A 25,928-nucleotide genomic window follows, 5' to 3' on the forward strand; every position below is an offset into this window, starting at 1 on the left:
GGCCCCGCGAAAGCGGGGCCGTTCTGCATTGCCGGGTAGTGCCGGCCGCTGGCCGGCAACCGCATGGACCGCAATCGGTGCAGCTGCCGGCCAGCGGCCGGCACTACCGGGTATGCTCTTGCTGGCATACCCACCCGGATCCACCGATGAGCGACACCCCCCGCATCGCTTTCCTGGCCAGCGCCACCGAACCTGCACAGATGGCCCGCGCCGCGATGGTCTCGCGTTATGGCGATCACGCGCCGGAGCAGGCCGACGTGCTGTGTCCGCTGGGGGGCGACGGCTTCATGCTGCAGACCCTGCACCGGCATGGGCACCTGGGCAAGCCGGTGTTCGGCATGAAGCTGGGCACCGTCGGCTTCCTGATGAACCAGTACCGTGGCGACGACGACGTGCAGGCCCGCATTGCGCGTGCCGAACCGGCCAACCTGCGCCCGCTGGAAATGGTGGCGCTGACCGAGTCGGGCACCAGTACCGGTTCGCTGGCCTACAACGATGTCTCGCTGCTGCGCCAGACCCGGCAGGCCGCGCATATCGGCATCGACCTCAACGGCCAGGAACGCGTGGCCGAGCTGATCGGTGACGGCGTGCTGGTGGCCACCCCGGCGGGCAGCACCGCCTACAACTATTCCGCGCATGGACCGGTGCTGCCGCTGGGCTCGCACACCATCGCGCTGACGCCGTTGGCCCCGTACCGGCCGCGTCGCTGGCGCGGGGCGATCCTCAAGGCCGATACCGAGGTGCGCTTCCGCGTGCTCGATCCGTACAAGCGCCCGGTCAGCGTCACGGCGGATTCGCACGAGACCCGCGACGTGGTCGAGGTGACCATCCGCGAGTCGAAGGACCGCCGCGTGACCCTGCTGTTCGACCCGGAGCACAACCTGGAAGACAGGATCCTGAGCGAACAGTTCGTTTTTTGAGGACAATGGGCGGCCGGCCCCGCCGACCGCTTGAAGGACCCCCACCGATGGGCGACAACTCCCCCCGTTTGCTGACCGTCGCGGTGACCTCGCGCGCGCTGTTCGACCTCGAGGAAAGCCATGCGCTGTTCGAAAGTGATGGCGTGGCGGCCTACGCCGAATTCCAGCGCCAGCACGAGGACGATATCCTCGGCCCCGGCGTGGCCTTCCCGGTGGTGCGCAAGCTGCTGGCGCTGAACCAGGGCGCCAGCCCGGAGAACCCGCGGGTCGAGGTGATCCTGCTGTCGCGCAACTCGGCCGATACCGGCCTGCGCATCTTCAATTCGATCCAGCACTATGGGCTGGGCATCATCCGCGCGACCTTCACCGCCGGCGAGCCGACCTGGCCGTACGTGAAGCCGTTCGGTACCGACCTGTTCCTGTCGGCCAACCCCGAATCGGTGCGCAGCGCGCTGCGTCATGGCATCGCGGCGGCAACCATCCTGCCCAAGCCGCCGGGCGAGACCGCTGCGGCAGCCGCCGACCAGATCGATACTGGTCGCCCGGCCGGCCAGCTGCGCATCGCCTTCGATGGTGACGCGGTGATCTTCGGTGACGAGAGCGAGCGCATCTCGCGCGAGCAGGGCGTGGAAGCGTTTGGCCGCCACGAGCGCGAGCGCGCCCGCGAGCCGCTCAGCGGCGGACCCTTCCGTGGCTTCCTGTCGGCCCTGCATACGCTGCAGGAAGTGTTCCCGGCCGGCGAGAGCGCGCCGATCCGTACCGCGCTCGTCACCGCGCGTTCGGCACCGGCGCATGAGCGGGTGATCCGCACCCTGCGCGAGTGGGGCGTGCGCCTGGACGAGGCACTGTTCCTGGGAGGCCGTCACAAGGGCCCGTTCCTGCAGGCCTTCGGTGCCGACATCTTCTTCGACGATTCGCAGCACAACATCGACAGCGCCCGCGAGCATGTGGCCGCCGGCCACGTGCCGCACGGCGTCGCCAACGAGGGGTAGGGCGGACTCGACCGGTAGGTGCCAACCGTTGGTTGGCACTGCCTAGGACCCATGCCCACCAAGGTGGGCATCTACCAGAGCCACATGCCCCGGTAGTTGCCAACCTTGGTTGGCGCTGCCGTCAGGCCACGGGTCCGATCAAGGGCTGCCCGACATTCCCAGCTGCAGGTCCACCACCTTCCAGCGCAGGCCCTGCGGCTCCAGCACCACCTTCAACGGTGGCTGGCCGGGGCCGCGATCGACGTCGATCACGAATCGGTCCAGTGCTTCGAAATGATGCTCGGCATGCTTCAGCGGCCGCGCCGGTTCGGTCGCACCGAAGGCATCGCCGCCCTGCAGTTCATTGCGGCCACGCTTCCACAGCACGTGGCCCTGCAGCATCGCGCCGATCCCGGTCGGGGTCACCATGGTCTCCACTGCGGCACCGCCAAGCTGGTCGCCCAGCCCATGGAGCAGGGCGCCGAACGGGCTGGATGCCACGTCGGGGCCGGCCTGGCGCACCAGGTAGTCGTTGAGCTGCGCACGCAGGCTGCTGCGCACGCGCGGGAAGTCGACGTAACGCTCCAGTCGGGCGGTGTCGCGCTGCTCGATGGCCTTGGACAGGCCATTGACGGTCATGTAGGGGCCGCCGAACCACCAGGCGGCGACGGCCAGGACCAGCAGCACAATGAGTGCGGTGAGTTTCTTCATGTTGACCAGACTGCCGCAATGGCGGCAGTGCCGGGTGAAGACTCAATGACTGGGCGAGCCACGGCCGTCACCGAAGGCATCGACCAGCTGTTGCCGTTCGGCCGGGGTCAGCGCTTCCAGCCGCGTCGCCAGCACCTCGTCGAGGCTGCGGGTACGGGTGGTGCCAAGGATGCCGCTGGCCACGCCGGGATGGCCCAGCGCATAGGCGAAGGCGGTCTGGGCCGGGCGTTGGCTGCGGATCGCGGCCACTGCCCGGCGCATCTGGCGGGCACTGCGCATCAGCTGCCGGCTGCTGGGCTTCAGCCAGGCGCGCGCCAGGTACCAGCCATCGGCCAGCCGTGGCAGGCGCGGGCGCGCGGGCAGCAGGTGGCCCTGCGCCAGCACGGTCCCGGCCAGCACGCCGATGCCCACCGCCTGCAACTGGTCGATCAGCGGTTCGCGGTCCTGCTGCAGGGCGTTGTAGTCCAGCAGCACCACATCGAAGGCGTCGGGATGGGCGATCATCCAGCGCAGGGTCGAGGCCGAGTGGGTGTTGATGCCGGTGTGCCGGATCAACCCGCGTTCGCGCAGACGCTGCAGCGCCGCCAGCAGGTCGTCGTTGATGTCGTGCTGGCTGGCGCCGTGCAGCTGGTAGATGTCCAGGTGATCCAGGCCGAGATTGCGCAGCGAAGCCTCGCAGCTGGCGATGATGGCTGCCGGCGAGAAATTGCGTTGCTCGGCGCCGCTGACGCCGGCCTGGCCGGTCAGCGTGCCGCCTTTGCTGGAAATCACCAGCGCGTCGCGCGGGTATTGTTTCAGCAACGGGCGCAGGATGCGGCCCAGCCGCGGCTCGGCGTGGAAACCGGAGTAGTTGTGGCCGGTGTCCAACAGGTTCACGCCCTGTGCCAGTGCATGCTCGACCACGTTCGCGGCCGATTGTTCCGGGAATCGGCGATGCCCCCAGAAGCCGGAACAGCCCAGGCCCACCGGCGAAACCGCCAGGCCGGTGCGGCCCAGCGTGCGGCGTTGCTGTGCCAATGGCATCAGAATTCCAGGTCCAGCGCCGCGCACAGGTAGTCGACGAACGGGCCGAGCGCGGCCAGATCCTTGCCCAGCGTGGACAGCAGGCGCGGACCGGTCATGGTGGCGTCGTCCAGCGAGCGCCACATCACCCAGTTGCGGTGCTTGAGGTCGTCGATGAACTCGAAGTCGGCGGGGAAGCCACGCGGAGGACGCACCAGCTTTTCGCTCTCCTCGAAATCGAAGCGCTTGCGCAGGCCCGGTGCGTGCGCGGCGGCCTTCCAGCTGCCCGGGTTGTCGAGGATGAAGTGGCGCACACGGCGCTGGGTTTCCGGTTCCGGATGCCACAGGCCGGCACCGACGAAGCTCTCGCCCGGCTGCAGGTGCACGTAGAACGAAGGCGCGGCTACTTCACGGCGGCGCTCATGGAACAGGCGCGCGCCCTGCCAGGTCTTGTACGGTGACTTGTCGTTGGAGAAGCGCGCGTCGCGGTGGATGCGGAACAGCGAGCCGCCGACGCCGCGCGTATCGGCACGGAAGTGTTCGCTGACCTCGGCCAGGGCCGGTTGCAGGTCGCCCAGCAGGCGCAGGAACGGCTGCCGTACGTGGTCTTCATACTGCTGGCGGTGGTCGTTGAACCAGGCCTTGTCGTTGTGCCGCGCCAGGCTGCGCAGGAACCTGAAACTGGCGTCCGAGAAGTAGGTGCTCACAGTGTCTCCTGCAGGTGCTGGCCCCAGTCGCGCAGCGATTGCAGCAGGGCCTGGCGCCGCGCATCGTCGGGCGCTTCGGCGGCCAGTGCATCGAGCTGCTGCTGGTACTGGGGCAGGTTGAGTTCGCCCAGCCCGCCGTCGCCGAGCAGGCGCTGGCGGCGGTAATCCTGCCAGCGCTGGCGTTCCGCCGGCGCGAGGCTGCCGGGATGGTTGCGCGCGCGGTAGCGGAACAGCAGCTCCGGCAGGCGCGGGTCGCGGAAACGGCCTTCCAGCGCGGCCAGCTGCTCGGGCGCGGTGGTGCGTGCCAGCGCAAGCAGTGGTTTGTCGCCGTTGCCGAGGAAACCGTCGTACAGCGAGGCATCGACGTCGGCCACGGTGGCGACGCGGGGCTGGTTGTAGACCTGGCGCGCCTTCTCGGCCAGCTGCGGGGCGAACGCGCGCAGCCGTTCCACCTTGGCCTCGATCGCGGCCACGTCCAGGCCGAGGCGCGCGTGGTCATCGGCGCGCAGGTGGTTCCAGGCGATCAGCGCTGGCACCTTGTTCAGATGCACTTCCTTCAGCGGCACCCGCGCCACGCCTTCGGGCAGCTCGCTGGCGCGCAGGTAAAGGCGCTGTGCGATCACCTCGGCCGGCAGTGCCAGCAGGTCGTCGATCTCGCCTTCCAGGTCGAACACGATCACCCGGTTGTTGATGGTGGGGTGCACGGCCAGCGGCAGTACTGGCGCCGCGCACAGGCGACTGGCCGGGTAGCGCATGGAAATGTGCAGTACCGGCTTCATCGCGGCCACGTCCAGCAGGCCGCCGACGAAGCGCTTGTCACGCAGCTTCAGCGCGTACTCCCACAGGCGCGGCTGCGACTGCTTGAACAGGCGTGCCATGCCGATGGTGGCACGTACGTCGGACAGCGCTTCGTGCGCATCGCCCTCGCGCACGTTGTTGGCCTCGGCCAGGTGTTCGAGCTTGAACGAGGTGGCGCCGTCCTCGCGCAGCGGCCAGTGGATGCCGTCCGGGCGCATCGCGCGCATCAGGCGCAGCATGTCCAGCAGGTCCCAGCGCGAATTGCCGTTGCGCCACTCGCGCTCGTACGGGTCGTGGAAATTGCGGAACAGCCCGTAGCGGACGAATTCATCGTCGAAGCGCAGCGTGTTGTAGCCCAGCGCGCAGGTGCCGGGGCGCGACAGCTGTTCGTTGATGCGGTCGAAGGCCTCGGCCTCGCTGATGCCCTCGGCCAGGGCCTGCTGCGGGGTGATGCCGGTAACCAGGGTGGCCATCGGTGAGGGCAGCAGGTCATCGGCCGGGCGCACGAAGAAGCTGACCGGCGTATCGATCTCGTTGAGGTCGGCATCGGTACGGATTGCGGCGTACTGCGATATGCGCGTGCGCCGCGGGTCCTGGCCGAAGGTTTCCAGGTCGTAGAACAGGAAGCTGTCGGCCATCAGTGCGCGCCCTCCAGGACCGGCAGCTGCGCGTGGATCTGCGCTTCCAGCGCGGCCCAGTCGATGTTGTCCAGTGAATTGTGACCGGTGGTGGCGGCCACCAGCATGTCGCGTTGCAGTTCGGTGCGGCGCAGCGCCTCGGCGTACGGTGTGTGCAGGAAGGTGACCATCGTGTAGTGCGGCACGAAGCGGGTCGGCCAGCGCCGCTGCAGTTCCTGCTCCAGTTCGCGCTGCAGCAGGAACGCAGGATCGGCGACACGGTCGCGCATCTCCAGGTAGTTCTCCAGCGCCATCTGCTGGATGGCACGTGCATTCGGCTTGCGCTCGGCTTCGAACGCGGCGAACGCGCCTTCCAGGTCATCCGCTTCCATCAGGTGGCGGGCCAGCGCAACGCAGTCCTCGAACGCGCAGTTCATGCCCTGGCCGTGGAACGGCACCATCGCATGCGCGGCATCGCCGATCAGTACGGCGCGACCGTGCTGGTGCCAGCGCTCCAGGGTGAGCGTGCCGAGCAGCCCCGGCGGGTGCTGTTCCCAGTCCGCGCGCAGGTTCGGGATCAGCGGCAGGGTGTCGGCGAACTCCCGTGCGAACAGCGCCTCGGCCTGCGCGCCGGTGTTGACCGTGGCGAAGCTGGGATCGCCCTGGTTGGGCAGGAACAGGGTGACGGTGAAGGTGCCTTCGTGGTTGGGCAGGGCGATGCACATGTAATGGCCGCGTGGCCAGATGTGCAGCGCATTGCGCTCGATGCGGAAGCTGCCGTCGGCGGCCGGCGGGATCTCCAGCTCCTTGTAGGAGTGGTCGAGGAAGGCGATGTCCTCGCCCAGCGGGGCACGGCGGTTCATCGCCGCGCGCAGGGCCGAACCGGCGCCGTCGGCACCGATCAGGGTGTCGAAGCGGATGTCGTGCGGGCTGTCGTCGCGGTCATCGATGAAACGCGCATAACCGGCGTCGAAATCAACGGTGTGCAGGCGCCGATGGAAGTGCACGGTGGCGCCGGCCTGCTCGGCCAGTTCCAGCAACGTGGTGTTCAGATCGCTGCGGTGGATCGACCAGATCACTTCGCTGTCGTCACGGCCATAGCGCTGCAGCTGCGGTTCGCCGTCGCGGGGGTGCACCATGCGGCCGCGCATCATCACCGCGCGTGCCATCACTTCGTCCTCCACACCCGCCTGGCGCAGCGCATTGCGCCCACGCTCGGCCAATGCCAGGTTGATCGAGCGGCCACTCTCGTAATCAGCCACGCGCGGATCACCGCGGCGTTCGTACAGGGTGATGCGCCAGCCTTGCCGCGACAGCAGGATGGCCAGCAGGGACCCGGCCAGGCCGGCACCGATAATGCTCAACGAGCGGGAAGCATGTGCGATCAACGAACTGTCCAGCAGCAGGGGAGGGACCGGCTCAAAGGCCGGCCCAGGCTTCCACTTCCTCGACGAAGTGGTGCACGTCCAGGTAGCGGTTGTAGAGCGGGGTGGGCGAGATGCGGATCACGTCGGGTTCGCGCCAGTCGCCGAGCACACCGATGCCGCGCAGGTGCTCGAACAGTGCGCGGCCACGCTCGCGGCCACCGATCACGCGCAGCGACAACTGGCAGCCGCGGCGCTGCGGATCGGCCGGGGTGATGATGTCCAGCACCTGCGGCAGGCGTGCGCGCACCAGTGCTTCGAGCATGCCGGTGAGCGCCAGCGATTTGCTGCGCAGCGCCTCCATGCCGGCGCGCTCGAACAGGTCCAGCGAGGCGCGCAGCGGTGCCAGGCCGAGGATCGGTGGATTGCTCAGCTGCCAACCCTCGGCGCCGATGGCCGGGGTGAACTGCGGCGCCATCTGGAAGCGGGTGGCTTCCTCATGGCCCCACCAGCCAGCAAAGCGCGGCAGGGTGGTATCGCGGTGGTGGCGCTCGTGCACGAAGGCGCCAGCCACTGCGCCCGGGCCGCTGTTGAGGTACTTGTAATGGCACCACACGGCGAAATCGGGGGCCACGTCATGCAGGCGCAGCGGCAGGTTGCCAACCGAGTGCGCCAGGTCGAAGCCGATTCGTGCGCCCTGCAGGCGGGCGGCGCGGGTGATCGCATCGAGGTCGAAGGCCTGGCCGGTGCGGTACTGCACGCCAGGCCACAGCACCAGCGCCAGGCGCGGGCCGTGTTCGGTCATGGCGCGCTCGATGGCGTTCAGTGAAATCGTGCCGTTGGCTTCGTCCGGCTGCACTTCCACCAGGCACTCGGCCGGGTCGAAGCCATGGAAGCGGATCTGGGCTTCCACCGCGTGGCGATCGGTCGGGAACGCGCCGGCTTCCATCAGGATCACCGGGCGCTGCGTGGTCGGCCGGTAGAAGCTGACCATCATCAGGTGCAGGTTTACGCTCAGCGTGTTCATCGCCACCACTTCGCTGGGCAGCGCGCCAACCACGCGGGCCAGCTGCGCGCTCACCAGGCGGTGGTAGGACAGCCACTGCGTCGGGCCGGTGAAGTGCCCTTCCACCGCCAGTTCGCCCCACTGCTTCATCACTTCCTGCACCGCTGCCTGCGCGCCGCGCGGCTGCAGGCCCAGCGAGTTGCCCACGAAGTAGGTCTGCTCGCCGCCCTCATGGCGCGGAATCAGGAATTCACTGCGCAGCGGGCGCAGCGGATCGGCGGCGTCCAGGGCGATGGCGTGGGTGCGGCTGAGCAGGTCGGACATGGTCGGGCAACAGGCTGCAACGGGACCGCCAGTGTAGCGCTTGGGATGGTGGGACCGACGCCCTGAACGCCTGCGCGCCGGTTGAACTGTAGAGCCGAGCCCATGCTCGGCTTCGCGGCCCGGCAGCCGAGCATGGGCTCGGCTCTACAAGGGCCATGCCCGGCGACCGTTCAGCCCACCGCCGGCACCGGCAGCGGATCCACGTGCCCGCACTGGCTGCAGGTACGCAGCTCCAAGCTGGCGTGGTAGCGCGCAAACACCTTGGGCAGGTCGGTCTCGATGTTCTGCAGCGGGAAGAACTCTTCGTGCAGCTTGTGGTTGCAGCGCTCGCAGTGCCAGATCACGCCGTCCATCTCGTGCGGCAGGCGCTTGCGCTCGACCACCAGGCCGATGCCACCGGGCGGGCGGCGCGGCGAGTGCGGAACCTTTGCCGGCAGCAGGAAGATCTCGCCGGCGCGGATCGGGATGTCGCGCACCGCGCCGTCTTCCTGCACCTTCAGCAGCATCTCGCCTTCGAGCTGGTAGAACCACTCGGGGCCTTCGTCGTAGTGATAGTCGGTGCGCGAATTCGGCCCGCCGACCACCATCACGATGAAATCGCCGTTGTCGATCATCTTGTTGCCCACCGGCGGCTTCAGCAGGTGGCGGTTCTCTTCGATCCAGGCGTGCAGGTTGATCGGCGAAGCGAGCATGATGGTCATCCGTAAGGGATCAGTCGCGCTTGCCCTTGCGCGGGATGTAGGACAGGGCCTTTTCATATGCAGGCTGCAGCTCTTCCTGCGAACCGACGTCGATGCCCATCTCGCGCACGCGTCCGTCCTTCAGGCTGTAGACCCAGCCATGCACCATCAGCTTCTGGCCGCGGGCCCACGCATCCTGCACGATGGTCGAGCGGCACAGGTTGGCCACCTGCTCGATCACGTTCAGTTCGCACAGGCGCGCGTGCTTGAGCTCATCGGTCTCGATCGCATCGAGGATGCCAGTGTGCTTCTGCATCACGTCACCGACGTGGCGCAGCCAGTTGTCGGCCAGGCCGACGCGGGTGTTGTGCAGGCAGGCATGCACACCGCCGCAGCCGTAGTGGCCAACGATCAGGATGTGCTTCACCTTCAGCTGGTCCACCGCGTACTGCACCACGCTCAGGCAGTTCAGGTCGGTGTGCGCGACCACGTTGGCGACGTTGCGGTGCACGAACACTTCGCCCGGGGCCATGCCGATGATCTGGTTGGCCGGCACGCGCGAATCGGAGCAGCCGATCCACAGGTATTCCGGGTGCTGCTGCTTGGCCAGCTGGTGGAAGAACTCGGGGTCTTCCTTCTCGATCCGGTCGGCCCAGTCGCGGTTGTTCTGCAGCAGCTTGTGGATGTCTTTCATGTTCGGGTCCCTGGCGTCGGGTGGGGGCGCGCCGCAGCCGTCCGGCTGCGTCGTCGCGGGAATCTGCGGCGTTCAGTCGCTGCGGGCGGCCTGTTCGCGGTGCCAGCGCATCCACTGCGCCAACTCGGTGGAAGAGGGGGTGTCCAGCTGTTCCAGTGCCGCGATCACGGCGCGCTGGTTCGCGTCGGGATGGTTCTGGCTCAGCTTGAGCTTCATCTGCACATGTTCGACCTGGAAACGGAAGCCGACGATGGCGCGCAGCTCCGGGCCATGTTCGGCACGCGTGGCATCGAACTGCCAGGCCTGGCCGACACTGGCTTCGAAGCGGTCGCTGATCGCGCCGACCAGCTCCGCCAGCGCGCCGGCATCGTCGAAGGTCTGCAGCTGGCCACGCAGCTCGGCAGCCGCATAGTTCCAGGTGGGTACCCGCGCGGCCGGCTCCTTGTCCGGATACCAGCTGGCCGAGACGTAGCCGTGCGGTCCATCGACCAGCACCTTGGCCGCGCCGCTGTGGCGCGACTGCGGGTTGGCGCGGGCCCAGTGGCCGCACAGTTCGATCTGGTCGCCGTCACGCCGGTACAGCACCGGCATCCGGGTCAGCTCCGGCAGGCCATCGCTGCCGGGGGTGAGCACGGTAACGAACGGGTCGCGCGCCAGCAGGCGGTCCAGCCAGAGCAGGTCGGTCTCGGCGAAGGCGCGCGGGGTGAACATGCAGGGGTCAGGCGCGCCCGCCGAGTGACTGGATCATGCGGCCACGCAGACCCTCGTCGCTGTCGGCCTGCGGCGGCTGCACTTCGTGCAGGCTGAAGCCGCGCACCAGTGCGTCCTCCTCGTCCAGGCCGTCGTACTCGACGAACTCGGCGTCGAACAACTGCGAGCGGGCGGTGTCTTCGCTGTCGTAGCTCAGCGTGTTGCCATCGCTGTCGAGCACTTCGGCGGTGCCGGCCGGGCGAACGCGCAGGCGCGCCCAGATGAGGGTGTTGCCGAGGCTGGCCAGCCACCAGCTGTCGCGCGAGGCGGTGATGTCATTCATGAGCGTATTACCAGAGCGAGGCCAGCCAGAGCAGGGCGGCCATGCCCAGTCCGGCCAGCAGGGTCAGCAGCGATACCCAGGCCGGTGTCGCCAGCCCGGACAGCGAGCGGTCCGGTTGCTGCCGATAGTCGCGTCGCAGCAGCCAGGCCAGGGCATCGGGCTTGAGGAAGGCGCCGCTGCCGAAGCGCGCGGCGAGCGCCGGATGGCGGTCGCGCACGTGCACCAGGGTCAGCGGCCAGAAGATCACGAAGGCACTGAACCCGGCCACTGCAACGCCGACGAAACAGAGGGCGAAGAACAGGGTCATGGGGGCGGTACCTCCGTGGTCGTGTGGGGCTTAGAAGTCCGCGCTGCCCGGCGCGCGCGGGTAGGGGATCGCATCGCGGATGTTGGACAGCCCGCAGACGTACACCACCAGGCGCTCGAAGCCCAGGCCGAAGCCGGCGTGCGGCACCGAACCATAGCGGCGGAAATCGCGGTACCAGCTGTAGTGCTCGCGATCCAGGCCGAACTGGGCCATGCGCGCGTCCAGCACGTCCAGGCGCTCTTCGCGCTGGCTGCCGCCGATGATCTCGCCGATGCCCGGGGCCAGCACGTCCATCGCGGCAACGGTCCTGCCGTCGTCGTTCAGGCGCATGTAGAAGGCCTTGATGTGCTCCGGATAGTTGGTCACCACCACCGGGCGGCCGACGTGTTCCTCGGTCAGCCAGCGCTCGTGCTCGGTCTGCAGGTCCAGGCCCCATTCAACCGGGAAGTCGAACTTCCTGCCGGACTTCTGCAGCAGGCTGACCGCGTCGGTGTAGTCGATGCGCTCGAACGGTGCGTTGATGAAGTCTTCCAGCTTGGTGATCGCGTTCTTGTCCACGCGCTCGGCAATGAAGGCCAGGTCGTCGCTGCGTTCGTTCAGCACTGCGCGGAACAGGTACTTCAGGAACTCTTCGGCCAGGCGCGCGTCTTCGGCCAGGTCGGCGAAGGCGATTTCCGGCTCGATCATCCAGAACTCCGCCAGGTGGCGGGTGGTGTGGCTGTTCTCGGCGCGGAAGGTCGGGCCGAAGGTGTAGACCTTGCTCAGCGCCAGGCAGTAAGCCTCGACGTTCAGCTGGCCGGACACGGTCAGGAAGGTTTCCTTGCCGAAGAAGTCGCGGCTGAAATCGATCGCGCCCTTCTCGTCACGCGGCAGGTTCACCATGTCCAGGGTGGACACACGGAACATCTGCCCGGCGCCTTCGGCGTCGGAGGTGGTGATGATCGGGGTGCTGATCCAGTTGAAGCCGTTCTCGTGGAAGAAGCGGTGCACGGCCTGGGCCAGGCAGTTGCGGATGCGGGTGACCGCGCCGAACAGGTTGGTGCGCGGACGCAGGTGCGCCACTTCGCGCAGGAACTCCGGCGACATCGGCTTGGGCTGGATCGGGTAGGTGAGCGGGTCTTCGACCCAGCCGACCACGTCCAGCGTGCTGGCCTGGATCTCGAACGACTGGCCCTTGCCCTGCGACTTCACCAGCGTGCCGGTGGCGATGACCGAGCAGCCGCTGGTCAGGCGCTTGATCTCATCGAAGTTGGCCAGGCTGTCGCCGGCCACGACCTGGATCGGGGCGAAGCAGGAGCCGTCGCTCACATTCACGAAGGCCAGATTCGCTGAACCGCGCACCGTGCGCACCCATCCGCGTACCGTGACTTCGCCGCCTTCCGGGATCTTCCCGGCAAGCGCATGTTCAACGCTGACCACCGTCATGACTTGAATCCTCTGCTGATCGACTCGATCTGTGAACACGGGAGTTTACCGGTTGCAGCGTTCTGCTTGCGAGGCATTTTTCGTGGCAACGGCTCCTTATAATGTCCCCGTACCTCTGGAGTAGCCCCATGGCCGTCAGCCTGACCCCCATTGCCTTCGAGCGCGTGCAGCGCTTCGTCGCCCAGACCCCCGGCGCGCTGGGCCTGCGTTTCGGCGTGACCAAGACCGGCTGCTCCGGCTGGGGCCACGTGACCGACCTGGCCCGCGAAGAGCGCGAGGGCGACACGGTGTTCGAGCAGGAGGGCGTGAAGATCTACGTCGACGCCAAGAGCCTGGCGCTGGTGGACGGCACCGTGATCGACTTCGGCAAGCATGGCCTGAGCGAGACCTTCACGTTCAGCAACCCGAACGCCACCGCCGAGTGTGGCTGCGGCGAGAGCTTCACCACCGACGCCGACAAGGCCTGAGGGCCGGCCACCGGGCATGGCCCGGCGCTGACCAGGCGTGCTCTGGTGGGCGCCGACCTTGGTCGGCACGCTGGGCTCGGCAGGGACCCCACGGATGGAACGACCGCTTTTCACCTATCACCCCAATGCCTACGACCTCTCCTTCGAAGAGGTCGAGGGGATCTGCGACTGCTGCGGCCAGGCGCGCGCACTGCGCTATCGCGGACCGTTCTACACCCGCCTGCGCCCGGATTACCTGTGCCCCTGGTGTATCGCCGATGGCAGGGCTGCGGCCAGTTACGAGGGGGAGTTCATCGGCTGGAGCGATATCGAGGGGGTATCCCCGGATCCGGCTGATCCGCCGCCGACCATCGCCCGTGAGCTGCTGCTGGAGGTCTGCGAGCGCACCCCGGGCTACTCCTCCTGGCAGCAATCGGTCTGGTTGAGCCATTGCGAACGGCCCTGCGCCTTCCTCGGCTACGCCGGCAGCGACGATCTGCTGCCGATCCTCGACCAGGTCCGGCCGGACGTGGCGGCGGTCAATCCGCGCGACGCCGACTGGGTGCTGGAGCATCTGAGCCGGGACGGGATGATGGTCGGCTGCCTGTTCCAATGCCTGGAATGCGGCCAGCATCGTCTTCACGTCGATCTGGAATGAGCACGTGCCGGACATGGGCCGGCGCTCCCGTTCAGGTTGCCCGGTTTGCGCCCGGTTGCCCGGTGGCGCCGCTTGCCGCATAATGCGCGGCTTCCTGCCTTCCCGGCGGGAATCCTTGCCCCACCGCGGTCTCAACGGCGGGGGGCTGTCCGGCCGCAAGGCCACATCCGAAAGGTAGAAAAAACATGAGTCGTCATTACGAAATCGTGTTCATGGTCCACCCGGACCAGAGCGAGCAGGTCCCGGCCATGATCGAGCGCTACAAGTCGCTGGTCGAGAACGGCAACGGCACCATCCACCGTCTGGAAGACTGGGGCCGCCGCCAGCTGGCGTACCCGATCCAGAACCTGGTGAAGGCCCACTACGTGCTGATGAACATCGAAGCCGACCAGGCCGTTCTGAACGAACTGACCGAAAGCTTCCGCTTCAACGACGCCGTGCTGCGCAACCTGGTCATCAAGCGTGACGAGGCTGACACCGAGCAGTCGCTGATCATGAAGAGCAAGGACGAGAAGGGTGACAAGCCGGAGCGCGGTGAGCGCCGTCGTCGTGACGACGAAGAAGGCGAGTCCACCACCACCGCTGACAACGAAGCCGGCGACGACGCCGCTTCCGCCGCCTAAGGAGCCTTCCCATGTCCAAGTTCTTCCGTCGCCGCAAGTTCTGCAAGTTCACGGCTGAAGGTGTGAAGGAGATCGACTACAAGGATCTCAACACCCTGCGCCAGTACCTGACCGAGAACGGCAAGATCGTGCCGAGCCGCGTCACCGGTACCAAGTCGAAGTACCAGCGCCAGCTGGCGACCGCCGTCAAGCGCGCCCGCTTCCTGGCCCTGATCCCGTACACCGACAACCACGACGTCTGATGCCCGGCGGGGCGGCCCGGTGCCGCCCCCGCTGTGCCAGCTATTCGGACAGCCTTTGTTGCGGGGCATCGCCTCGCTAACGAATAACTCATCTGGAGCAATACCATGCAGCTGATCCTCCTGCAGAAAGTCACCAACCTCGGCAACCTGGGCGACCTGGTCGACGTGAAGCCGGGCTACGGCCGTAACTTCCTCGTGCCGCAGGGCAAGGCCGTGCCGGCCACCGAGAGCAACAAGGCCGAGTTCGAAGCCAAGCGCGCCGAATACGAAGCCAAGGCCCAGGCCATCCACGCCGACGCTGACGCCCGCAAGGCCAAGCTGGACGGCGCGAGCGTGACCATCCCGGCCAACGCTTCGACCGAAGGCAAGCTGTACGGCTCGGTCGGCGCCCGCGAAATCGCCGATGCCTTCACCGCTGCCGGCCTGCCGGTCAGCAAGAGCGAAGTCATCCTGGGCGAAGGCGCCTTCCGCAACATCGGCGAGTACGACGTGCTGATCCACCTGCACGCCGACGTCGAGACCACCGTCAAGGTCGTCGTCGTCGCCGAAGCCTGATCCCACGCCGCAAGGCCTGGCATCACCGCAGAACGGGCGCCCGCAAGGGTGCCCGTTTTGTTTTATGGCTCCGTTTCGTGGCGTGCGGCCACGTCCGGCCGACGGGGTGGGGCTGGACAATGTTCCACGCCCATTCGTAGAACACGGCCACATCGGTATACTCAGGGCGTCACACCCGTTCCACGGGCATCGATCCCAGCAGGATCAATGACTTGGAGGGTAAACGCAGGCCGCTTGCCGGCCCCAGTCCGGAACCCCTATGCGTCTTTCCACGATCAAGCTGTCCGGCTTCAAGTCGTTCGTCGATCCGACCACCCTGCACCTGCCGACCAACATGACCGGCGTGGTGGGCCCCAATGGCTGCGGCAAGTCGAACATCATCGATGCCGTGCGCTGGGTCATGGGCGAGAGTTCGGCCAGCCGCCTGCGTGGCGACTCGCTGACCGACGTGATCTTCTCCGGGTCCAATGCCCGCAAGCCGGTCTCGCAGGCTACCGTCGAGCTGATCTTCGACAACTCGGACCACACGATCTCCGGCGAATACGCCTCGTTCAACGAAATCTCGGTCAAGCGCACGGTCAGCCGCGACGGCACCAGCAACTATTACCTCAACGGCACCAAGTGCCGCCGCCGCGACATCACCGACCTGTTCCTCGGCACCGGCCTGGGCCCGCGCAGCTACTCGATCATCGAGCAGGGCATGATCAGCCAGATCATCGAGGCGCGCCCGGAAGACCTGCGCGTGTACCTGGAAGAGGCAGCCGGCATCTCCAAGTACAAGGAGCGCCGCAAGGAAACCGAGACCCGCATCCGCCACACCCGCGAGAACCTGGACCGGCTGGGCGACCTGCGCGACGAGATCAGCAAGCAGCTCGAACACCTCAAGCGCCAGGCCAGGCAGGCCGAGCAGTACCAGGCCCTGCAGGAAGAGCGCCGGGTCAAGGATGCCGAGTGGAAGGCGCTGGAATTCCGTGGTCTCGACGGTCGCCTGTCGAAGCTGCGCGAAGGCCTGTCGCAGGAAGAGACCAAGCTGCAGCAGCTGATCGCCGACCAGCGTGATGCCGAGGCCCGCATCGAGACCTCGCGCGCGCGGCGCGAAGAGGCCGCCGACGCGCTCAACACCGCGCAGGCCGCGGTCTACCAGGTCGGCAGCACGCTGGCGCGCCTGGAACAGCAGATCCAGCACCAGCGCGAGCTGTCGCAGCGCCTGCACAAGGCGCGCGATGAAACCCAGCAGGCCCTGGCCGAACTGGGCCAGCACATCAGCGGCGACGAGGCCAAACTGAGGGTGCTGCGCGAGGCAGTGGAGGCCGCCACCCCGCAGCTGGAAGCGCTGCAGGAAGAGAACGAGATCAAGCAGGAAAGCCTGCGCGAGGCCGAAGACCGGCTGGCCAGTTGGCAGCAGCGCTGGGAGCAGCACACCTCGCAGAGTTCGGAGGCGTCGCGCGCCGGTGATGTCGAGCGCACGCGCGTGGACTACCTGGACAAGCAGATCCTCGACGCCGACCGGCGTCGCGAGGCCCTGGCCGCCGAGCGCGCCGGGCTGGACGTGGACGCGCTGGAAGAAGCCTTCGAGCAGCTGCACCTGCAGCACGACACGCAGAAGGCCGCGCTGGATGAACTGAGCGAAGACGTCGAGCTGCGCAAGCAGGGCGTGGCGGCCGTGCAGGAACAGCAGCGCAATGGCCAGAACGAACTGGCCGAACTGCGCAAGCAGGCCAACGGCCTGCGCGGTCGCCTGGCCTCGCTGGAAACCCTGCAGCAGGCCGCGCTGGGCCAGGAGCAGGGCGCGGCCGTCGCGTGGCTGAAGGCGCGCGGGCTGGATTCGGCGGCACGTGTCGGCGAACGCCTGGACGTCGATGCCGGTTGGGAAAACGCGGTGGAAAGTGCGCTCGGCCAGCTGATCGAAGGCGTGCTGGTCGATGACCCGGGCAGCCTGGTCAACGCCCTCGGCGAACTCGGCGACGGCCACATTGCGCTGGTCGCCAGCGCGGATGCCGAGGTCAAGGCTGCACCGACGTCGCTGGCCGCACGCGTGCGTGGCCCGGCGGCGATCCGTCGCCTGCTGGCGCACCTGCATGGTGCCAAGGACCTGTCCGAGGCGAAGGCCCTGCAGGCCAGCCTTCCGGAAGGCGATTCGATCATCACCCAGAGCGGCGAGCGCCTGGGCCAGGGCTGGCTGCGCGTGTCGCGCTCCGGTGCAGCCCAGCAGGGCGCGCTGCTGCGCGAACGCGAGATCAACGAGCTGCGCGAGCAGATCGAGCAGCTGCAGGACCGCGAGGTCGAGCTGGAAGAACAGCTGGCCGGTTTCCGCGAGCAGCTGCAGGCCGCCGAACAGCAGCGCGAGGACGCGCAGCGCGCGCTGTACCAGGCCCACCGCGCGGTCTCCGAGCTGGCCGGCCAGCTGCAGGGGCAGCAGGGCAAGGTAGAGGCTGCACGCACGCGCATCGACCGCATCGAAGGCGAGCTGAAGCAACTGCAGGAAACGATTGAAGCCAACAACGCGCAGGCGCGCGAAGCGCGCTCGCGGTTGGAGAACGCGGTCAGCAGCATGGGTGACCTGGAGTCGACCCGGCAGCGGCTGGAGGGCGAGCGCCGCCAGCTGACCGAGGCGCGCGACCTGGCCCGCGATGCCGCCCGTGCAGTGCGCGAGCGCTCGCATGCGCTGGCCCTGACCCTGGAATCGCAGCGTGCGCAGCTGGCCTCGTTGAGCCAGGCGCTGGAGCGCATGGGCACCCAGCGCGGGCAGCTGGATTCGCGGCTGGGCGAGCTGCATTCACAGCTGGACGAAGGTGATTCGCCGGTCGAATCGTTGCAGGCCGAGCACCAGAATGCACTGGAAGAGCGCGTGCGGGCGGATCGCGTGCTGACCGAAGCGCGTACGTTGCTGGACGGCATCGACGCCGAGCTGCGCAATTACGAGCAGACCCGTCACCAGCGCGACGAACAGGCGCTGGCCCAGCGCGAGCGGATTTCGCAGCGCAAGCTGGACCAGCAGGCGCTGGTGCTCAGCGCGGACACCCTGCAGGGCGCGGTGGAGAAGGCCGGTTTCGTGCTGCAGGACGTGCTCAACGCACTGCCCGAGGATGCGCGCCTGGGCGACTGGGAGCAGGCCGTGCATCAGATCGACGCACGCATGCGCCGGCTGGAGCCGGTCAACCTGGCCGCCATCCACGAGTACGGCGAGGCTTCGCAGCGCTCGGATTACCTGGATTCGCAGCACACCGACCTGACTACGGCGCTGGAAACCCTCGAGGATGCCATCCGCAAGATCGACCGCGAGACCCGCGGCCGTTTCAAGGACACCTTCGACCGCGTCAATGCTGGCGTGCAGGCGCTGTACCCGCGCCTGTTCGGTGGCGGCCACGCCTACCTGGAGCTGACCGGTGAAGACCTGCTCGACACCGGTGTGACCATCATGGCGCGCCCGCCGGGCAAGCGCGTGTCCAGCATCTCGCTGCTGTCCGGCGGCGAGAAGGCGATGACGGCAGTGGCGCTGGTGTTCGCCATCTTCCAGCTGAACCCCGCGCCATTCTGCCTGCTGGACGAGGTGGACGCGCCGCTGGACGAAGCCAACGTCGGCCGGCTGGCCAACATGGTCAAGGAAATGAGCGAGAAGGTGCAGTTCCTGTTCGTCAGCCACAACAAGGCGACGATGGAGGCCGCGCACCAGCTCTCGGGCGTGACCATGCGCGAACCGGGCGTCAGCCGCCTGGTCAGCGTGGACCTGGAAGAAGCCGCGCGATTGGCGGGCGCGGCCTGACGTGCCATCCTAGTTACCTGAATGAACTAGCCGGAGAACCTATCGAATGTCCGACACGGCACTGTTGCGCATCGGCATCCTGGCCGCCGGCCTGCTGTTGATCGCCGCGATCTTCCTGTTTGGCCGTCCGAAGAAGAAGCCCCAGGGACGCCGCGTGGAAAGCGCGGAACCGGCCAGCGGCGAGCGCCGCGAACCGGTATTGGGCGAGGACGGCGTTGTCGTGGCCGATGGCCGCGTCGAACCGGGCATGGGCACGGAAGGCGAACAGGCCGAACTCGGCCTGGGCGATACCGACCCGGGCGCCAGCGATCTCGGCAAGCGCGCCACCCAGGATTTCGACAAGATCGTTTCGCTGTTCGTGGCCGCCCGTGCCGGTGAGCAGCTGCGCGGCGAAGACATCGTGGTAGCGGCGGAGAAGACCGGCCTGGTGTTCGGCCACATGAACGTGTTCCACCGTCTGGTGGAAGGCCATCCCGAGCGCGGGCCGATCTTCTCGATGGCCAGCATCATGAAGCCAGGCAGCTTCGACATGGCCAACATCCGTGCCATGGAAACCCCGGCCATCGCCTTCTTCCTGACCCTGCCGGCGCCGCTGACCGCGCTGGATGCCTGGGAGAAGATGCTGCCGACGGTGCAGCGCATGGCCGAACTGCTGGATGGCGTGGTGCTGGATGACAGCCGCAACGCCCTGGGTCGCCAGCGCATCGCGCACATCCGTGACGAGCTGCGCGCCTACGACCGCCAGCACCAGGCGCCGCCGCTGACCAAGACCCCGCGCTGGTGAGCGCCATGGCGTGCCGACCAACGGTCGGCACCCACAACAGTAGATCCACGCCCTGTGTGGATGGGGTCTACGCTGGTACGCCGGCCACCTTGGCAAACGCGCGGCGGAACGCGGCCATCTCGTCCTCGCTGCCGACGGTCACGCGCACGTGCTGCGGCCAGATCGGCCAGCTGCGCCCGATCACCACACCGTTGTCGGCCATCGCCTTGGCGAACGTGCTGCCGTCGCGTTGCACGTCGACCACGAAGCAGTTCGCTTCCGACGGCAGGCAGCTGAAACCACGCTTGCCCAGCCATGCGACGGTGGCCTGGCGCACCTTGGCGTTCTGCAGGCGACGCTGCGGAATCAGCTGCGGATCCTGCAGGCTGGCCAGCGCCGCCGCCAGCGCGGGCACCGGTAGCGGGTTGTCGCCGGGGCTGGCCAGCTCGCGCAGACGCTCGGGATGTGCGGCCGCCAGGCCCAGGCGCAGGCCGGCCATGCCGTACAGCTTGGAGAAGGTGCGCAGCACGATCAGATCGTCGCGCTGTGCCACCTGCGCGATCAGGCTGGGCTGCTCGCTGTATTGCAGGTAGGCCTCGTCGACCAGCACGCGGGTGGAAGCAGGCTTGTGGGCCAGCAGCCAGGCGAGCTCATCCGGTGGGCTGATCGAACCGGTCGGGTTGTTCGGATTGCACACGTACAGCAGCCCGGTCGGGCGCGCATGCGCGGCTGCGACCATCGCACGCAGGTCGTGTGCGCCGTCATTGCGCAGCGGCACCTTCTGCACGTGTGCACCATGTGCGGCAGCGACCTCGCCCAGGGTCTCGAAGGTGGGGTCGGCCACCACCAGTCCCGCCCGCGGGCCGGTCCACAACGTGGCGGCGCGGTTCAACGGTTCGCTCGAGCCCGGATAGAGGCGCACATGGTCGGCCGGGATACGGGCCTGCTCGATGAACGCATCGCGTACCTGTGCCGCCAGGGCGAAGCGGTAGCGGCCGCAGCTGGCGATGCTGTCGCGTGCCGCCTGCTGGGCAGCGGGGGAGGGGCCGTAGGGGCATTCGTTGAAGTTCAGTAGTACCGCGCCTTCGGCAGGGGCCGCACCGACGGTGGCCGCGGATTGGGCCTGGCCACGCAGCGGCAGGCCGCTGCCGGCGACGGCAAGGCTGGCACCGGCCAGCTGCAGGAAGCGTCTACGGGAGTCAGGCAGGGTCATGGGCAGGATTCCGATGGGGCCGTCGCACGCTAGCGCCGGCGTGAGCGGGCGGCAAGGTGCTTTTTGTGGCGTCGCGCCATGCAGATGTGCCAACCAAGGTTGGCACCTACCGGAATGAGAGAGAAGGTTGGCACCGGAGCGGGGAGTGCCCGTCGAGCACGCTCGACGCTGCAAAGGCGGGGCGTTACAGGGCCTGACGGCCGGGCGCGGTAGAATCCCCGGCCATCCCAGAACCACCGGATCCCGATGAGCCCCAGCCCCGCCGAACGCGCCGAAGATCTCCGCCGGCAGATCGCCCAGGCCAACCGCGCCTACCACGAGCTGGACGCGCCGGAGATCCCCGACGTCGACTACGACCGGATGGTGCGCGAGTTGGAAGCGTTGGAGCGCGAGCACCCGGAACTGGCCCGTGCCGACAGCCCGACCCAACAGGTCGGTGCACGCCCGTCCGGCCGCTTCCCCGAAGTGCGCCATGCGGTGCCGATGCTGTCGCTGTCCAATGCCTTCAGCGATGAGGAAGTGGCCGACTTCGTGCGCCGCATCGATGAGCGCCTGGGCCGCCGCAGCCTGCAGTTCTCGGCCGAACCGAAGATGGATGGCCTGGCGATCAGCCTGCGCTACGAGGACGGTCATTTCGTACTCGGCGCAACCCGCGGTGATGGCAGTACCGGCGAGGACGTGACCGCCAACCTGCGTGAAATCGGCGATGTTCCCAAGCGCCTGCACGGCAAGGACTGGCCGGATGTGCTGGAGGTGCGTGGCGAGGTGTACATGGCCCGCGCCGACTTCGAGGCCTACAACGAACGTGCGCGTCAGCAGGGCGGCAAGGTGCTGGCCAACCCGCGCAACGCGGCAGCGGGTTCACTGCGCCAGCTCGATCCGAAGATCAGTGCGCAGCGCCGGCTGAGTTTCTTCGCCTACGGCACCGGTGAAGTGCAGGGCGGCGAGCTGCCGGACACCCATTCGGGCACGCTGGCCCAGCTCGGCGCCTGGGGCTTCCCGGTCAGCGGGTTGTGCAAGGTGGTGCAAGGCGCCGACGGCCTGCTCGGCTACTACCGTGACATCGGCGAGCGTCGCGATGGCCTGCCGTTCGACATCGATGGTGTGGTCTACAAGCTGGATGACCGCGCCGGCCAGCAGGCCATGGGGTTTGTCTCGCGTGCGCCACGCTGGGCCATCGCGCACAAGTTCCCGGCACAGGAACAGAGCACCACGGTGGAGGCGATCGAGATCCAGATCGGCCGCACCGGTGCCGCCACGCCGGTCGCGCGGCTGGCGCCGGTGGCTGTGGCCGGCGTGATCGTGTCCAATGCCACGTTGCACAATGCCGATCAGATCGCGCGTCTCGATGTGCGTGTCGGTGACAGCGTGATCGTGCGACGTGCTGGCGACGTGATTCCGGAAGTGGTCAGCGTCATCCTCGACCGCCGTCCACAGGGCACCTCGCCCTGGCAGATGCCGACGCGCTGCCCGGTGTGCGGCTCGGAAATCGTGCGCGAGGAAGGTGCAGCTGCGTGGCGCTGTTCGGGCGAACTGTCCTGCCCTGCGCAGCGCAAGGAGGCCATTGCCCATTTCGCTTCGCGCCGTGCGATGGATATCGACGGCCTCGGCGACAAGTACATCGAAACCCTGGTCGACGCCGGCATCGTCAGGAGCGTGGCCGATCTGTACCGGCTCAACCGTGACCAGCTGTTGCACCTGAAGCTGGTGCTGGATGCCGGGGACCCTTCCGCACTGGCCGCCGCGCTGAAGCTGCACCTGCCGGCAGAAGGCAGCGGCGCGGTGCTCAATGCGGTGCTCAAGCTGGATGGCAACGATCCGGCGTGGCGCGCGCAGGCGCTGGCACAGCCGGCCAGCTTCGAATGGAACACGAAGAAGATCGCCACCAGATGGGCCGACAACCTGATCGCGGCAATCGACGCCAGTCGCGCAGCCACGCTGGAGCGCCTGCTGTTCGCGCTTGGCATCGAGCACGTCGGCGAGAGCACGGCCAAGGCGCTGGCGCAGTGGTTCGGTGACCTGGAACTGATCCGCCACCTGCCATGGCCGTTGTTCAAGCGCGTGCCGGACATCGGTGGCGAAGTGGCGCGTTCTCTCGGCCATTTCTTCGAGCAGCAGGGCAACCAGCAGGCCATCGACGACCTGCTGCAGGTCGGGCAGGTGCGCATCAGTGATGTGCACGCGCCCAGTGCCAAGCTGCGCGAAGGCCTGGATCTGGCGCAACTGCTGGTCGAATCGGAAATCCCCGGCATCACCCGCCTGCGTGCGGAGAAGCTGGTGGCTGCCTTGCCGGGTGCCCAGGCGGTGCTGGATGCCGAGCATGGCCAGTTCGTCAACGCCGGCCTGCCGGACGACACTGCGCGCGGTCTGGCCGACTGGCTCGATGCCGATGGCCATGGCGCGATGCTGCTGGCAGCCGAGAAGGCGATGCAGCAGATCCTGGCCAAGGCGCCGGCGCTGGCCGAGATCGTGGCCGGCCCGCTGGATGGGCAGACCGTGGTGCTGACCGGCACCCTGGCCCAGCTCACCCGCGATGCCGCCAAGGAACGCCTGGAAGCGCTGGGTGCCAAGGTTTCCGGCAGCGTGTCGAAGAAGACCAGCTTCGTGGTCGCCGGCACCGAGGCCGGCTCCAAGCTGGACAAGGCGCAATCGCTGGGCGTGCCGGTGTGGGACGAAGACCGCCTGCTGGCCTACCTCGCCGAACACGAATGATGACCCCGCCGGGTGCCTGGCGCCCGGCATGAAAGACAAAGGAACGCCGATGCAGACCGCCCCGCTGGATTTCCGCCTGGCCACCCGTGCCGACGAAGAACTGTTGATCGCGTTGATGCGCGAGTTCTACGCCGAAGACAGGATCGACTTCGATGACGCGCGCGTGCGTCGCGGCGTGGACGCGCTGCTGGCCGATCCGCGCAATGGCGAAGTGCTGCTGTGGCTGGACGAGGCCGGCGAGGTGGTCGGCTACGCGGTGATCGCGATGGGCTTCAGCCTGGAGCAGGGCGGCCACTTCATGCTGCTGGACGAGCTGTACCTGAGTCATCGCGCGCGCGGTCGTGGTCGCGGCAAGCAGGCGCTGGCCATCTGTGAACAGCGCGCTCGCGGGCGTGGTGTCAGCCGCCTGCGCCTGGAGGTGAACCACCACAACGAACTGGCCCGCCGCCTGTACCTGGCCAGCGGTTACATCGACGACACCCGCGATCTGCTGACCCTGCCGCTCGACCATCCGCGCCCGGAGGGCATCCTGTGAGCGAGGCCCTGCTGCGCGCGCTGCAGCAGCGCGCCACGCTCAACGCGCTGGTGCGCCGCTTCTTCGCCGAGCGCGATGTGCTGGAGGTGGAAACGCCGATCCTGTCGGTGGCAGGCAACACCGAGCCGAACATCGACAGCTTCCATACCGATTTCACCGGCCATGTCGATGCCGGTGGCCGTCGTCGCTGGCTGCGCACTTCGCCGGAATATCCGCTCAAGCGCCTGCTGGCGGCCGGTGTGGGCGACTGCTACGAACTGGGCCGGGTGTTCCGCAACGGCGAGGCCGGTGGCCGCCACAACCCGGAATTCACCATGCTGGAGTGGTATCGGGTCGGCTGGGACCACCACCGGTTGATGGAGGAAACCGCCGAGTTGGTCGGCCAGGCGCTGGCCCTGGTCGGACGCCGTGCAACGCTGCGTGTGTTGAGTTACCGCGAGCTGTTCCAGCAGCACGTGGGCCTGGATCCGTTCGAGGCCGATGAAGCCGCGCTGCGTGTTGCACTTGGCGACGTGCACATCGACCCGGTCGGGTTGACCCGTGATGACTGGCTGGACCTGTTGATGACCCACCACATCCAGCCGCAGTTCGATGACGCGGTGATGACCGTGGTGCATGACTGGCCGGCCAGCCAGGCCGCGCTGGCCCGCATCCGTCCGGGCACGCCGCCGCTGGCCGAGCGTTTCGAGCTGTACCTGGGTGCAGTGGAGCTGGCCAACGGCTATCACGAACTGAACGACGCCCACGAGCAGCGCGCCCGGTTCCAGCGTGACCAGCAGCGCCGCCACGAACGTGGACAGGTGCAGCCGGCCGTGGACGAGGCACTGTTGTCGGCGTTGCCGTCGATGCCTGCCTGTGCCGGCGTGGCGGTGGGTGTCGATCGCCTGTTGATGGCGATGAACCGCACGCCACGCATCGCCGATGTGCTGGCCTACGACTTCGCCCACGCGTGATCCCCGCGTGTTGCTGAACATCGCAGGCTGAACGAAACGCGGGTTCGGTGCGCTTGCGTCGGTAAGCACGATGATGCTCTTATCACGGCCAATGCCGGACACTGGCATCCAGTTCATCCATTCCTGCTGGGGAAGGCTTTGGTCAAGTGGTTCGCGGTTGTCGCTGCACCGGTGTACTCCATTGCGCTCTGGGGTGCCTGGCTGCCGTCGCCGGCGTCGGCCCAGCAGGTGGGCTACGACGATGAAGTGGTGACCTGCGAATCACGCGACATGGGTTGGGTGCACTGCGATATCGAGGTTGCCAACGGCGTCGACCTGGTGCGCCAGCTGTCCAGCAACAGCTGCATCCGCGGCAGCGAGTGGGGCACTGACCGCAGTGGTGTGTGGGTCACCCTGGGCTGCCGTGCCGAGTTCCGCGCCCGGCGCGCAGCGGGCGCGGCGCCGCCGGCTGGCAGCTCGGGCAAGCGCCTGGTGCGCCGTGTGGTGCGCTGCGAATCCAATGGCCGTCCGCAGAGTTGCCCGGTACGACTCGATGGCGCGCCGGTGCGCCTGCTGCGCCAGTTGTCGGTGTTGCCGTGCCGCGAAGGGCAGGGCTGGGGCTACAAGCGCAATGAAGTCTGGACCAGCCGTGGCTGCCAGGGTGACTTCGAAGTGGCCGATGACGATGGCCGCTTCGTCGACATGCCGCGCCGCCTGACCTGCGAATCGAAGTCGAAGAAGCGGCGCTTCTGCGGTGCCAGCATCTCGGTTGGCGCCGTGGTCTCCGAGCAGCTGTCCAGCACGCCCTGCGAGGAAGGCAGTACCTGGGGCTGGAGCCGCAACGGGATCTGGGTGGACGGCGGCTGCCGCGCCGAATTCTCGGTGAATTGAGCCCGGGCAGGCTCCAACCCTGCGGGGCGTGGCCCT

At 67.7% G+C, this 25,928-nt stretch carries 26 protein-coding genes; 13 read left to right on the top strand and 13 right to left on the bottom strand.

Annotation, left to right across the window (positions count from 1 at the left end; all coding sequences use genetic code 11):
• Positions 1–146 precede the first annotated feature (146 nt).
• On the top strand, positions 147–920 hold the full coding sequence (locus J3A72_RS10450) for an NAD kinase (RefSeq protein ID WP_032962058.1): 774 nt from the start codon (positions 147–149) through the stop codon (positions 918–920).
• Positions 921–967: 47 nt separating this feature from the next.
• Complete coding sequence (locus J3A72_RS10455; protein ID WP_005410242.1) at positions 968–1,912, top strand: 5'-nucleotidase; 945 nt, start codon at positions 968–970, stop codon at positions 1,910–1,912.
• Between the two features lie 138 nt (positions 1,913–2,050).
• On the opposite strand, the gene J3A72_RS10460 is transcribed toward J3A72_RS10455, so the two are convergent.
• From J3A72_RS10460 to asnS, 12 genes are all read right to left on the bottom strand, one after another.
• Positions 2,051–2,602, bottom strand: coding sequence for a DUF2939 domain-containing protein (locus tag J3A72_RS10460; protein ID WP_075076592.1), 552 nt, complete (start codon positions 2,600–2,602; stop codon positions 2,051–2,053).
• A 42-nt stretch (positions 2,603–2,644) separates the two neighbouring features.
• Complete coding sequence (locus J3A72_RS10465) at positions 2,645–3,625, bottom strand: aldo/keto reductase (protein ID WP_075076593.1); 981 nt, start codon at positions 3,623–3,625, stop codon at positions 2,645–2,647.
• Entirely contained in the window at positions 3,625–4,311 is a 687-nt protein-coding gene (locus tag J3A72_RS10470; RefSeq protein WP_032962055.1) for a DUF2461 domain-containing protein, read from the bottom strand. Before J3A72_RS10470 ends, J3A72_RS10465 begins: the two co-directional genes overlap by 1 nt.
• Entirely contained in the window at positions 4,308–5,747 is a 1,440-nt protein-coding gene (sbcB, locus tag J3A72_RS10475) for an exodeoxyribonuclease I (protein ID WP_075076594.1), read from the bottom strand. The genes J3A72_RS10470 and sbcB overlap by 4 nt, the downstream gene beginning before the upstream one ends.
• On the bottom strand, positions 5,747–7,114 hold the full coding sequence (locus J3A72_RS10480) for an NAD(P)/FAD-dependent oxidoreductase (RefSeq protein WP_075076595.1): 1,368 nt from the start codon (positions 7,112–7,114) through the stop codon (positions 5,747–5,749). Before J3A72_RS10480 ends, sbcB begins: the two co-directional genes overlap by 1 nt.
• 31 nt (positions 7,115–7,145) lie before the next feature.
• Positions 7,146–8,420, bottom strand: coding sequence for a kynureninase (kynU, locus tag J3A72_RS10485; RefSeq protein ID WP_014647667.1), 1,275 nt, complete (start codon positions 8,418–8,420; stop codon positions 7,146–7,148).
• A 170-nt stretch (positions 8,421–8,590) separates the two neighbouring features.
• Positions 8,591–9,112 (bottom strand): 3-hydroxyanthranilate 3,4-dioxygenase, encoded by a 522-nt coding sequence (locus J3A72_RS10490; protein WP_075076631.1) that lies wholly within the window; start codon positions 9,110–9,112, stop codon positions 8,591–8,593.
• A 19-nt stretch (positions 9,113–9,131) separates the two neighbouring features.
• Complete coding sequence (can, locus tag J3A72_RS10495; RefSeq protein ID WP_010480460.1) at positions 9,132–9,794, bottom strand: carbonate dehydratase; 663 nt, start codon at positions 9,792–9,794, stop codon at positions 9,132–9,134.
• 72 nt (positions 9,795–9,866) lie between these two features.
• Positions 9,867–10,505 (bottom strand): FMN-binding negative transcriptional regulator, encoded by a 639-nt coding sequence (locus J3A72_RS10500; protein WP_140222856.1) that lies wholly within the window; start codon positions 10,503–10,505, stop codon positions 9,867–9,869.
• A 7-nt stretch (positions 10,506–10,512) separates the two neighbouring features.
• Positions 10,513–10,827: a hypothetical protein gene (locus J3A72_RS10505; RefSeq protein WP_006453002.1), complete on the bottom strand. Its 315-nt coding sequence runs from the start codon at positions 10,825–10,827 to the stop codon at positions 10,513–10,515.
• Between the two features lie 7 nt (positions 10,828–10,834).
• Positions 10,835–11,134 carry a hypothetical protein gene (locus tag J3A72_RS10510; RefSeq protein ID WP_005410232.1) on the bottom strand — a complete coding sequence of 100 codons (300 nt, stop codon included), beginning with the start codon at positions 11,132–11,134 and terminating at the stop codon, positions 10,835–10,837.
• 30 nt (positions 11,135–11,164) lie between these two features.
• Positions 11,165–12,559, bottom strand: a complete 1,395-nt coding sequence (gene asnS, locus J3A72_RS10515) for an asparagine--tRNA ligase (RefSeq protein WP_014647663.1) — start codon at positions 12,557–12,559, stop codon at positions 11,165–11,167.
• 128 nt (positions 12,560–12,687) lie between these two features.
• Here asnS and J3A72_RS10520 point away from each other — a divergent pair, with 128 nt between their 5' ends.
• From J3A72_RS10520 to zipA, 7 genes are all read left to right on the top strand, one after another.
• Positions 12,688–13,026 (top strand): iron-sulfur cluster assembly accessory protein, encoded by a 339-nt coding sequence (locus J3A72_RS10520; protein WP_046431542.1) that lies wholly within the window; start codon positions 12,688–12,690, stop codon positions 13,024–13,026.
• A 94-nt stretch (positions 13,027–13,120) separates the two neighbouring features.
• Positions 13,121–13,663 carry a CbrC family protein gene (locus J3A72_RS10525; protein ID WP_075076598.1) on the top strand — a complete coding sequence of 181 codons (543 nt, stop codon included), beginning with the start codon at positions 13,121–13,123 and terminating at the stop codon, positions 13,661–13,663.
• 185 nt (positions 13,664–13,848) lie between these two features.
• Positions 13,849–14,286, top strand: a complete 438-nt coding sequence (gene rpsF, locus J3A72_RS10530; protein ID WP_006452997.1) for a 30S ribosomal protein S6 — start codon at positions 13,849–13,851, stop codon at positions 14,284–14,286.
• 11 nt (positions 14,287–14,297) lie between these two features.
• The gene (gene rpsR, locus J3A72_RS10535; protein WP_002804494.1) at positions 14,298–14,528 is read left to right on the top strand and encodes a 30S ribosomal protein S18; all 231 of its coding nucleotides are present in this window, start codon (positions 14,298–14,300) and stop codon (positions 14,526–14,528) included.
• Positions 14,529–14,633: 105 nt separating this feature from the next.
• On the top strand, positions 14,634–15,083 hold the full coding sequence (gene rplI / locus J3A72_RS10540; RefSeq protein WP_014647660.1) for a 50S ribosomal protein L9: 450 nt from the start codon (positions 14,634–14,636) through the stop codon (positions 15,081–15,083).
• Positions 15,084–15,342: 259 nt separating this feature from the next.
• A complete protein-coding gene (gene smc / locus J3A72_RS10545; protein WP_075076599.1) occupies positions 15,343–18,846 on the top strand; it encodes a chromosome segregation protein SMC in 3,504 nt (1,167 codons plus the stop codon).
• A 46-nt stretch (positions 18,847–18,892) separates the two neighbouring features.
• Positions 18,893–19,630 (top strand): cell division protein ZipA, encoded by a 738-nt coding sequence (gene zipA / locus J3A72_RS10550; protein WP_014647658.1) that lies wholly within the window; start codon positions 18,893–18,895, stop codon positions 19,628–19,630.
• Between the two features lie 67 nt (positions 19,631–19,697).
• Here zipA and J3A72_RS10555 read toward each other — a convergent pair whose 3' ends face one another.
• Entirely contained in the window at positions 19,698–20,822 is a 1,125-nt protein-coding gene (locus tag J3A72_RS10555) for a pyridoxal phosphate-dependent aminotransferase (RefSeq protein ID WP_075076600.1), read from the bottom strand.
• Between the two features lie 240 nt (positions 20,823–21,062).
• On the opposite strand from J3A72_RS10555, the gene ligA reads away from it, so the two are divergent.
• The 4 genes from ligA to J3A72_RS10575 all read left to right on the top strand — a co-directional run bounded on the left by ligA (position 21,063) and on the right by J3A72_RS10575 (position 25,892).
• A complete protein-coding gene (ligA, locus tag J3A72_RS10560; protein WP_172617738.1) occupies positions 21,063–23,534 on the top strand; it encodes an NAD-dependent DNA ligase LigA in 2,472 nt (823 codons plus the stop codon).
• Positions 23,535–23,583: 49 nt separating this feature from the next.
• Entirely contained in the window at positions 23,584–24,069 is a 486-nt protein-coding gene (locus J3A72_RS10565; protein ID WP_010480482.1) for a GNAT family N-acetyltransferase, read from the top strand.
• Complete coding sequence (gene epmA, locus J3A72_RS10570; RefSeq protein WP_014647654.1) at positions 24,066–25,022, top strand: EF-P lysine aminoacylase EpmA; 957 nt, start codon at positions 24,066–24,068, stop codon at positions 25,020–25,022. The genes J3A72_RS10565 and epmA overlap by 4 nt, the downstream gene beginning before the upstream one ends.
• A 138-nt stretch (positions 25,023–25,160) precedes the next feature.
• Positions 25,161–25,892 (top strand): DUF3011 domain-containing protein, encoded by a 732-nt coding sequence (locus J3A72_RS10575; RefSeq protein ID WP_032962032.1) that lies wholly within the window; start codon positions 25,161–25,163, stop codon positions 25,890–25,892.
• Positions 25,893–25,928 lie beyond the last annotated feature (36 nt).

Source organism: Stenotrophomonas sp. PvP093 (assembly GCF_017876915.1).
Lineage (GTDB): Bacteria > Pseudomonadota > Gammaproteobacteria > Xanthomonadales > Xanthomonadaceae > Stenotrophomonas > Stenotrophomonas muris.

What these genes read in the sequence shown, in the direction of transcription:
- J3A72_RS10450 (WP_032962058.1), top strand. Translation starts at nt 147, where the DNA reads ATGAGCGACACCCCCCGCATCGCTTTCCTGGCCAGCGCCACCGAACCT.
- J3A72_RS10455 (WP_005410242.1), top strand. Translation starts at nt 968, where the DNA reads ATGGGCGACAACTCCCCCCGTTTGCTGACCGTCGCGGTGACCTCGCGC.
- J3A72_RS10460 (WP_075076592.1), bottom strand. Translation starts at nt 2,602, where the DNA reads ATGAAGAAACTCACCGCACTCATTGTGCTGCTGGTCCTGGCCGTCGCC.
- J3A72_RS10465 (WP_075076593.1), bottom strand. Translation starts at nt 3,625, where the DNA reads ATGCCATTGGCACAGCAACGCCGCACGCTGGGCCGCACCGGCCTGGCG.
- sbcB (WP_075076594.1), bottom strand. Translation starts at nt 5,747, where the DNA reads ATGGCCGACAGCTTCCTGTTCTACGACCTGGAAACCTTCGGCCAGGAC.
- kynU (WP_014647667.1), bottom strand. Translation starts at nt 8,420, where the DNA reads ATGTCCGACCTGCTCAGCCGCACCCACGCCATCGCCCTGGACGCCGCC.
- J3A72_RS10490 (WP_075076631.1), bottom strand. Translation starts at nt 9,112, where the DNA reads ATGCTCGCTTCGCCGATCAACCTGCACGCCTGGATCGAAGAGAACCGC.
- can (WP_010480460.1), bottom strand. Translation starts at nt 9,794, where the DNA reads ATGAAAGACATCCACAAGCTGCTGCAGAACAACCGCGACTGGGCCGAC.
- J3A72_RS10500 (WP_140222856.1), bottom strand. Translation starts at nt 10,505, where the DNA reads ATGTTCACCCCGCGCGCCTTCGCCGAGACCGACCTGCTCTGGCTGGAC.
- J3A72_RS10505 (WP_006453002.1), bottom strand. Translation starts at nt 10,827, where the DNA reads ATGAATGACATCACCGCCTCGCGCGACAGCTGGTGGCTGGCCAGCCTC.
- J3A72_RS10510 (WP_005410232.1), bottom strand. Translation starts at nt 11,134, where the DNA reads ATGACCCTGTTCTTCGCCCTCTGTTTCGTCGGCGTTGCAGTGGCCGGG.
- asnS (WP_014647663.1), bottom strand. Translation starts at nt 12,559, where the DNA reads ATGACGGTGGTCAGCGTTGAACATGCGCTTGCCGGGAAGATCCCGGAA.
- J3A72_RS10520 (WP_046431542.1), top strand. Translation starts at nt 12,688, where the DNA reads ATGGCCGTCAGCCTGACCCCCATTGCCTTCGAGCGCGTGCAGCGCTTC.
- J3A72_RS10525 (WP_075076598.1), top strand. Translation starts at nt 13,121, where the DNA reads ATGGAACGACCGCTTTTCACCTATCACCCCAATGCCTACGACCTCTCC.
- rpsF (WP_006452997.1), top strand. Translation starts at nt 13,849, where the DNA reads ATGAGTCGTCATTACGAAATCGTGTTCATGGTCCACCCGGACCAGAGC.
- rpsR (WP_002804494.1), top strand. Translation starts at nt 14,298, where the DNA reads ATGTCCAAGTTCTTCCGTCGCCGCAAGTTCTGCAAGTTCACGGCTGAA.
- rplI (WP_014647660.1), top strand. Translation starts at nt 14,634, where the DNA reads ATGCAGCTGATCCTCCTGCAGAAAGTCACCAACCTCGGCAACCTGGGC.
- smc (WP_075076599.1), top strand. Translation starts at nt 15,343, where the DNA reads ATGCGTCTTTCCACGATCAAGCTGTCCGGCTTCAAGTCGTTCGTCGAT.
- zipA (WP_014647658.1), top strand. Translation starts at nt 18,893, where the DNA reads ATGTCCGACACGGCACTGTTGCGCATCGGCATCCTGGCCGCCGGCCTG.
- J3A72_RS10555 (WP_075076600.1), bottom strand. Translation starts at nt 20,822, where the DNA reads ATGACCCTGCCTGACTCCCGTAGACGCTTCCTGCAGCTGGCCGGTGCC.
- J3A72_RS10565 (WP_010480482.1), top strand. Translation starts at nt 23,584, where the DNA reads ATGCAGACCGCCCCGCTGGATTTCCGCCTGGCCACCCGTGCCGACGAA.